The 3,173-nt window shown below is 74.0% G+C and carries 4 protein-coding genes and 1 pseudogene; all 5 read right to left on the bottom strand.

Going from position 1 to position 3,173, the window contains the following annotated elements; all coding sequences use genetic code 11:
- A pseudogene (locus F6X68_RS31825) lies at window positions 1–204 on the bottom strand (hypothetical protein); the annotation flags it as partial.
- A gap of 64 nt (window positions 205–268) precedes the next feature.
- Window positions 269–1,012, bottom strand: coding sequence for a DUF4129 domain-containing protein (locus F6X68_RS31820; protein WP_151457707.1), 744 nt, complete (start codon window positions 1,010–1,012; stop codon window positions 269–271).
- A 78-nt stretch (window positions 1,013–1,090) separates the two neighbouring features.
- Window positions 1,091–1,804: a uracil-DNA glycosylase gene (locus tag F6X68_RS31815; RefSeq protein WP_151457709.1), complete on the bottom strand. Its 714-nt coding sequence runs from the start codon at window positions 1,802–1,804 to the stop codon at window positions 1,091–1,093.
- A 19-nt stretch (window positions 1,805–1,823) separates the two neighbouring features.
- Window positions 1,824–2,510, bottom strand: coding sequence for a dienelactone hydrolase family protein (locus F6X68_RS31810; RefSeq protein WP_151457706.1), 687 nt, complete (start codon window positions 2,508–2,510; stop codon window positions 1,824–1,826).
- A 199-nt stretch (window positions 2,511–2,709) separates the two neighbouring features.
- Window positions 2,710–3,173, bottom strand: a 464-nt coding sequence (locus F6X68_RS31805) for a hypothetical protein (RefSeq protein WP_225852555.1), incomplete at its 5' end; no start/stop codon positions are given.

Raw genomic sequence — 3,173 nt, 5'->3', positions numbered from 1 at the left:
CAGCGCGACCACCCCGGCCACGAGGATCGGCAGCGAGACCCGCAGGCCCACCAGGCGCAGGCCGGCGACCAGCACGATCACGACGGCCGCGACACCGGCCAGGGGACGGAGCACCCGACCGACCCGCCCGCCCCGCCGGGGCTCGGCGCGTGCCGGTCGCTCGTCCTCGACGCTCAGCAGGTCGTCGATGCTGGTGCTGCTCACGGCGTCACCTCGCCACGTCGGGCGGGCGCCGGCCGCGCCCCGGTCACGCCGGTGGGTGCCCCGGTCACGCCGGCACCTCCGTGTCGTCGGCGACCACGACGGTCAACTCGCCGCGCAGCCGGCGCAGCGCCGCCCGGGCCTGGTCGCGGGTGCGCTCGTCGACCTCACGGGTGGCGTAGCGGGCCTCGCGGTAGACGTGGGCGAACTCGGCCAGCACGTCGGCGCTGGCGATGGCCGGGATGCCCACCGACGGGTCGCCCCGCAGCAGCCGGGTGACCAGGTCGGTGGGGGTGTCGCCGGCCAGCCGGGGCACGCCGGCCCCGGCGGCGGCCTGCTCCAGGCGCACCCAGCAGGCGATCACCGCCGTACGCGGATCGGTGTCGCGGTCGTCCAACTCCTCCAGGCCGGCGTCGAGGGCGGCGGCCACCTCGCGGGCGGTGCCCTCGGGTGTCCGCCGGGACCGCTGCGTTGGCAGCGCCCGGGTGGTGCGGCGTATCGCGCCCCGGACCAACGTCCAGGTGAGATAGCCGAAGACGACGAGGATCGCCAGCCCGAGCAGTACGATGGCGACGGTGGCGATCCACTGCGGGATCGACGCCTGGGTGGCCTGGCCGGCGTCCCTTGGTTCGACGGGGATCGACTCGGCCGGCTCGGCGCTCGGATATTCCGGCACGTACGGGATGCTGTCGGCGGCGGGCGGGATCCGACTGGCGCCGATCGACGAGTGGGCGGACGAGAACGCGGCGACGGCCAGCAGGAGCACCACCGCCGCGACCGGCCACCACCTGCGCAGGGCGCTGAATTCCATCGAGGGCTACCTCCGGGTCGCCGGGGCGTGTCCCACGACTCGACGCGTTCCGTCCGTCATCGCCACCGCCCCCACGCCTCAGTCCGCCCCGGCCAGTTGCTTCGCCCGGGCGAACACATCGTCCAGCATCCCTGGTGTCAGCCGCCCGGTGAAGGTGTTCTGCTGGCTGACGTGGTAGCAGCCGAGCAGCGCCGGTGCGCCCGTGCCGGACCAGTGTGCCCCATGGCCGAACGCCGGTCGCGGGCTGGGCGGGCGCAGACCGTACACCTGGCGCAGCACCGGCCACCACGAGGCCCAGGCGAACGCTCCCAGCGCGACCACGACGCGCAGGGTGGGCCGGATCAGCGCCACCTCGCGGTGCAGCCACGGCGCGCACGTGTCCCGTTCCTCGGGGGTGGGCTTGTTGTCCGGCGGGGCGCAGCGCACGGCGGAGAAGATTCGCAGGTCGCGCAGGGCCAGCCCGTCGTCGGCGGCGACGCTGGTCGGCTGGTTGGCCAGCCCGGCCCGGTGCAACGCGGCGAACAGGACGTCGCCGGACCGGTCGCCGGTGAAGATGCGGCCCGTGCGGTTGCCGCCGTGCGCGGCGGGCGCCAGTCCGAGGATGGCGATGCGCGCGTCGGGGACGCCGAAGCCGGGCACCGGCCGGCCCCAGTACTCCTGGTCCCGGAAGGCCGCCCGGCGGACGCGGGCCACCTCCTCGCGCCACCGCACCAGCCGCGGGCAGGCGAAGCAGTCGCTGACGGCGGCGTCGAGGTCGGCCAGGCCGGTCGCCCGCGCGGCGCGGGCGACCACCTCGTCGGGCGTACGGGGCTCAGCCAAGCTTGGCCCGGAAGAGTTCGAGGGTGCGGGCCCAGGCGGTGGCGGCGGCGCGCTGGTCGAAGTTCTCCGGCCGGTCCTCGTTGAAGAAGGCGTGCGAGGTGCCGGGGTAGTCGTGGACCTGGCAGGTGCCGCCGGAGGTCTCGATGGCGCGGCGGACGGTGCGTACGCCGTCGGCAGCGGAGGTGCCGTCCTCTTCGGAGCAGTGGATGAGCGCCGCCTTGCCCGCGTAGTCGGGCCACTCGGGGCGCATCCCGTCCCACGGCAGTCGGGGGTAGAAGGCGGTGGTGGCGACGATCCGCTCGGACCGGGTCGCCGCCCAGAGGGCCAGGCTCGCCCCGGCGCAGAAGCCCGCACAGCCCACCTTGCCGGCGACCTCGGGCCGGCTGGCGAGGTAGTCGGCCGCGCCGGCGATGTCCGCCGCCGCCTCGTCCATCTGCTGGCTGTTCAGCATCTGCCGGGGCTCACTCGGCTTGCTGGCCGGGCCGCCGTGGCGGAAGTCCGGGGCGAGGGCGACGAAACCGGCCTCGGCGAAGCGGTCCACGACCGCCCGGACGTGCGGCACCAGGCCCCACCAGTCCTGGATGACGATGACCGCAGGGCTGGTCGCACCGCCGGAGGGTATCGCGAGATACCCCTCGCTCGTCCCCCCGTTGCCGCGGTAGCTCACCATCTCGCCCATCGGCCGTCCTCCTAGCGGTCAGTCATCGTTGGCTGGTCGCACAGTGTTGCTACGTGTCGGTAGCCTGCCACGCCGTGAGCGCCCCGGGGAAGACGCCGGAACAGTGGCATACACCTCCTGTCTACGCCCTAGCCACGGACGCCGACGGCGGCGCGGACGATGTCCGCGCCGCCGTCGGCGGTCCTGTCGTGGCGGGGGATCAGGCCTTCTTCGTCAGGCACAGCAGGTAGCCGGTCTTGCCCGGCTCGATGCTGTAGTAGACGTAGCCCTCCTGGCCCTCCTTGATGTACTGCCCGCACGCCTCGCCGGAGCGGGCCTGCGCCTGGGTCTGCCCGTCGACGCGGCCGACCACGTTGTAGACGGCGTCGGTGGAGGTGCACTCGACGACCTTCGCGCCGTCGACCTTCTCCTCCTTGGTGCCGGTCACCTCGGGCAGCTCGGCGATGCAGTCGCCGACCTTGGCCTCAGCGGTCTCGTCCTTGTTGAAGAAGTTGCCGATCGCCGAGCCGATGCCGAACTTGAGGCCCGCGACGACCAGGAACACGACGATCGCGCCCACGATGCCGAGCAGCTTCTTGGAACCGGACTTCTCGGCCTGGGGCTCCGCCGGGGGCGGCGCCTGGACGGCCGACGGGGGCTGGGCGGCGTCCGGCGGAGCCCCAG

The sequence above is a fragment of the Micromonospora sp. AMSO12t genome, from assembly GCF_008806585.1.
GTDB lineage: Bacteria > Actinomycetota > Actinomycetes > Mycobacteriales > Micromonosporaceae > Micromonospora > Micromonospora reichwaldensis.
This window is presented reverse-complemented; position numbering and strand designations above follow the sequence as displayed.

What these genes read in the sequence shown, in the direction of transcription:
- F6X68_RS31810 (WP_151457706.1), bottom strand. Translation starts at nt 2,510, where the DNA reads ATGGGCGAGATGGTGAGCTACCGCGGCAACGGGGGGACGAGCGAGGGG.
- F6X68_RS31820 (WP_151457707.1), bottom strand. Translation starts at nt 1,012, where the DNA reads ATGGAATTCAGCGCCCTGCGCAGGTGGTGGCCGGTCGCGGCGGTGGTG.